The organism is Clostridium sp. HV4-5-A1G, assembly GCF_900184915.1.
In the GTDB taxonomy this organism is placed as follows: Bacteria; Bacillota; Clostridia; order Clostridiales; family Clostridiaceae; genus Clostridium_B; species Clostridium_B aromativorans.
Map to the genome: position 1 here is coordinate 1 of NZ_FXYI02000239.1, position 4091 is coordinate 4091.

The following is a 4091-nucleotide window of genomic DNA, read 5'->3' on the forward strand; positions in this document are numbered from 1 at the left end:
ATTTTTTTCAATAAAATTTTTACATAATATGATATTAGTCATATCTAATAAATTTCTTGATTAATGGCCTTTCATTTTTAAGTAAAACTTGATTTATAAATTTTTTTATTTTTTCGTTGTCTTGAAAATTAAAATTCAAAGTGTTTATTACTCCTTCAACAATAATATCATTTTTAATTTTTTCTGGTAATTCATTAAATAGAGTTTTACACATTTCTATAGTATCCTTACTAAATTCTTTATTTGCTGCTAATACATACTCTTCTAATTTCTCTCCTACCATTTAATAAAACCCTCCTTGCTTCACTAATTTGACTTTCTTAATGTTTGATTGTAAATCAATATAACTATACTATTTTTTTAAACAAGTTTCCATTTAGCTCTGAAATCTTTAATATCTAGAAAATCTCTTTGAACAAATGAGCCTTTATTAATTCCCATATCACTTTCGGTCTTAAGTAACTTAACATATATTCTTCCATTTATTATGTTTGCAATACCTTTTGCTCCTCTTTTCACCAGATAACTTTTTCTACTACCCTTGATTAAATAATCTACTTTGCAAATTACATCCATACATATTTCACACTCCATTTATTTGTTAGCTTTATAGCTGAAGCCAATTGTTACCTTATATAAGGCATTTACCAATTTCCTTTATATATTTAATATGTGGTATTTTAAAGTATAAAAAATATAAAATAAAAAATAAGGTCTGCCACTATGGACAAGCCTTATAAATAATCTATTCTTACTATTTTAGTTTTTTTGAGTTCTTCTATGAAGTTATTTCTGACTTCATCACTATAAATTGGAAATTTATTTATTGCCTTCCCACACCTTTCCTAGTATATCTTTTAACACTAAAAAGGCATCTAGATAACTATATTGATATTCTTCAATTAACTCATTTACCATTGAGTTTATCCTTGTAGCATACTTTGGTATATTCACTTCATTTTGATATTGAATCAGAATCGGATATTTCTTTCCCCATGCACTTGTCCAATCAATTTTTTCTTCTATTTGCTCACTGGTTTTTTCAATAATCTGTTGTATTTCTTTCACATCAATATCAAATTCAATCAGTTCATCCAATGACATATTGTATAAAACCGCCATCTTTTTAGACTGGCGTATGTCTGGAAGTGTTTCATTTGTTTCCCATTTTGAGACTGTCTGCCTGCTTACTCCTAATTTTTCTGCCACATCCTCTTGAGAAAGCCCACATTTCTTTCTTGCATGAAATAAACTGTTTCCTAAATTCATAAAACTTACCTCCTGATTTTATTTATCTAAGGAGAATTATTGCATCTAAGAAAAAATAAAGCCACCAATTATATCTTACATTTTTGCTCCTTTTCCTAACGTAGTTACCTTGATAAATTGGAAATTTGTAAGATACTTATTTCAATATTTTTATAATTTCTTTATATGCAGCCTTTCCTTCAGGGAAATATGGCAGCATAGGATAACAATGAAACATTCCTTCTCCAACATGTATTACACATTTTGCCTGATAGGTATCATATGCATTTGCAAAATACTCCGCTTCAGCATACAAAACCTCATCACTACCATAATAAAAATGAGTAAGTGGGAAATTAGAAAAGTTGCCTCTAACGCCGGAAATCATGTATTCAGGAATATTTTCCCCATGTTCCATAATCTCTCGTATGGTCTCCATAAAGGATGCAGGGACACACAGATCTTTTTCATCCAACATCGCCATTTTCTGCTTTTCTTCATCTGACAAAGGTACACTGCCCGGAGAACTTGCAATAATCAATCCTGGCATAGGAAGCGGCTTTGGCTGCACATTATTATGAAGACATATACCTATAGCCAATGCTCCGCCAGAGGAAAATCCTAAAATTGCAATATTATTCGGTGCATACTCTAACAGCATCTCTTTGTATACTTCGTATACCATTTCAAAAGCATACTTCACAGAATTGTCAATGCATAGTGGATAATATGGAAACCACACATCTCTTCCGCTCCGTTTTCCTATATCAGAAGCGGCCTTCAAATCACCGGTATCTGGCTCTATGATATATCCGCCACCAAAAAGAAACAAAAGAGCTTTCTTTGATTTGGCAGGTTGTGTTTCGATCTTTAGACAATGGTAATGCCCACATATCATTTCATCTTTGTATCGATATCTTGAATCATTCGGCATTACAAAGCCGCGTTTTCTATTTATTTTTTTCGCTCTTTTTATAAGTTCTCCCTTTGAACCAGCAAACATTTTTTTCATCCCTGAAAGTTTCATCATTTGTTTTGCTATACGATATATGATACTCATAATTCAACTCCTGATCCTTCATATGTATAATTCTCGATAAATTTACTATTTTACCTGCAAACTAAATCTAACAATTATTATAACATATCACATGGAAAATCAATTACCCTTAATCTTTATACTGATCTTATATACACCTTTTTATCTGTGAATACCGCTTCAAAATCATGCACCTGTATATCCTCAAAGTATATACGTTCAAAAAATTTCAACATCTCTGTAAAAGAGTATTGTACCAGCATTCGTTCAACTAAAAACGTAATTTTATCACTAAAACTCAGCTTGGTAGATTTAAATGCTTTTAGCCTGGTATCTTCAATGACCTTTCTCACAGATATTGAATCCATGCCGCAATCAATAATTTCATCATGTGATCTTATCATCTTTTTTTGAAATAGCATATATACGGCACCATGGGTTCTGAACTTATAAACTATCCCCTCTTTAATTTTAAATTTTCTTGTATCAAGAGCTGCTATTTCAAATCCTTCTATAAATCCATCTACAATTTTGTTCAGCACATACATAGTACTATGGTTTTTCATATTTTTTATATTTACAGCAGTATTCATATTTATAGAATGGGTGAAATTGTTGATACACAGGACATTGTTGACAGGGTTTTCTGATTTAATTACTATTTTCATGACTGCAGTTACAAGAAATATATAAAAGGATATAGGGATTTTATATAAAACAAGGCTTGTAACTATAATGGGAAAACAATATTTATCTATAACAACAAGCATGAAATTCAAAGATTTGACCAGTATAAACAGGATGATTAAAAGCAACCTGCTTTTCAAAATTTTATTCATTTTTATTTCAGAACCTTTCTTTGATATGGAATTTGAAACTCACAAAAAATAAAATTCCAGGATGCCAAAGGTGGTAGGTATCCTGGAAAACCAAAAAGTTGAAATGTATTATGTACTTACATAATATCATCACCTCTGCAGATAATCAATTGATTTTCTGAAAATCAAAATGGGATATCTCCATCGTCGACTGGTGTTATACCCGAGTAGTCATAATCATCTGCCAAATCATTACTTGTACCTGTATTTGATTTTGCCTTATTTTTGTCTCCCCATTCTAGAAACTGAATTTCCTCTGAAACAACTTCAGTTACAAATCTCCTACTGCCGTCCTTGGCTTCATAACTCCTTGTCTGGATTCTGCCACTGACACCTATAAGCTTTCCCTTGTTCATATAGTTTGCTACAGATTCACCCTGTTTTCCCCATACAACAATTGGAATAAAATCTGCTTCCTGCTGACCTTCTTTTTTAAATCTTCTATTTACGGCCAGATTGAACGTTGCAACAGCAGTACCAGTATTTTGTATAAATTTTAGCTCAGGATCCTTGGTCAATCTCCCGATCAAAACAACTTTATTCATCTATATCACCCCTATTTTTTATCTAACCCTCATTGCAGATGTGTAGTTTCCCAAATTTGCTATTTTTACTACATCTCCGGTATGCGGCGCTTCTATGAATTTACCGTTTCCTATATACATTCCAACATGATATGCAGGTGTACCAAAAAATACTAAATCTCCAGGTTGGAGTTCACCTCTTTGTACGGGTATGCCGAAATTCTGCTGTTCCTGTGAAACCCTCGGAATATTAACACCAAAATGTGCATATACATATTGTACGAATCCCGAGCAGTCAAATCCTTCAGGGCTTGTACCTCCCCATACATAAGGAACGCCCAGAAAAGACAGTGCATAATTTACCACATCATTTGTAGAAGTAAAGCTTCCTCTTGACAGTGA

The 4091-nt window shown here is 32.2% G+C and carries 7 protein-coding genes; all 7 read right to left on the minus strand.

Translation table 11 applies throughout. The annotated features are described in order from the left end of the window. Positions 1–34 precede the first annotated feature (34 nt). Positions 35–283: a hypothetical protein gene (locus J5G60_RS16935; RefSeq protein WP_150358965.1), complete on the minus strand. Its 249-nt coding sequence runs from the start codon at positions 281–283 to the stop codon at positions 35–37. A 77-nt stretch (positions 284–360) separates the two neighbouring features. Then, positions 361–576 carry a hypothetical protein gene (locus tag J5G60_RS16940; protein WP_150358964.1) on the minus strand — a complete coding sequence of 72 codons (216 nt, stop codon included), beginning with the start codon at positions 574–576 and terminating at the stop codon, positions 361–363. Positions 577–819: 243 nt separating this feature from the next. Continuing rightward, complete coding sequence (locus J5G60_RS16945; protein ID WP_150358963.1) at positions 820–1269, minus strand: helix-turn-helix transcriptional regulator; 450 nt, start codon at positions 1267–1269, stop codon at positions 820–822. 136 nt (positions 1270–1405) lie between these two features. Then, complete coding sequence (locus tag J5G60_RS16950; protein WP_207708027.1) at positions 1406–2308, minus strand: alpha/beta hydrolase; 903 nt, start codon at positions 2306–2308, stop codon at positions 1406–1408. A gap of 116 nt (positions 2309–2424) precedes the next feature. Then, a complete protein-coding gene (locus tag J5G60_RS16955) occupies positions 2425–3126 on the minus strand; it encodes a hypothetical protein (RefSeq protein WP_150358962.1) in 702 nt (233 codons plus the stop codon). A gap of 164 nt (positions 3127–3290) precedes the next feature. Next, positions 3291–3710 carry a single-stranded DNA-binding protein gene (locus tag J5G60_RS16960; RefSeq protein ID WP_150358961.1) on the minus strand — a complete coding sequence of 140 codons (420 nt, stop codon included), beginning with the start codon at positions 3708–3710 and terminating at the stop codon, positions 3291–3293. An 18-nt stretch (positions 3711–3728) separates the two neighbouring features. After that, positions 3729–4091: C40 family peptidase (locus tag J5G60_RS16965; protein WP_150358960.1), on the minus strand; the 363-nt coding region annotated here is incomplete at its 5' end.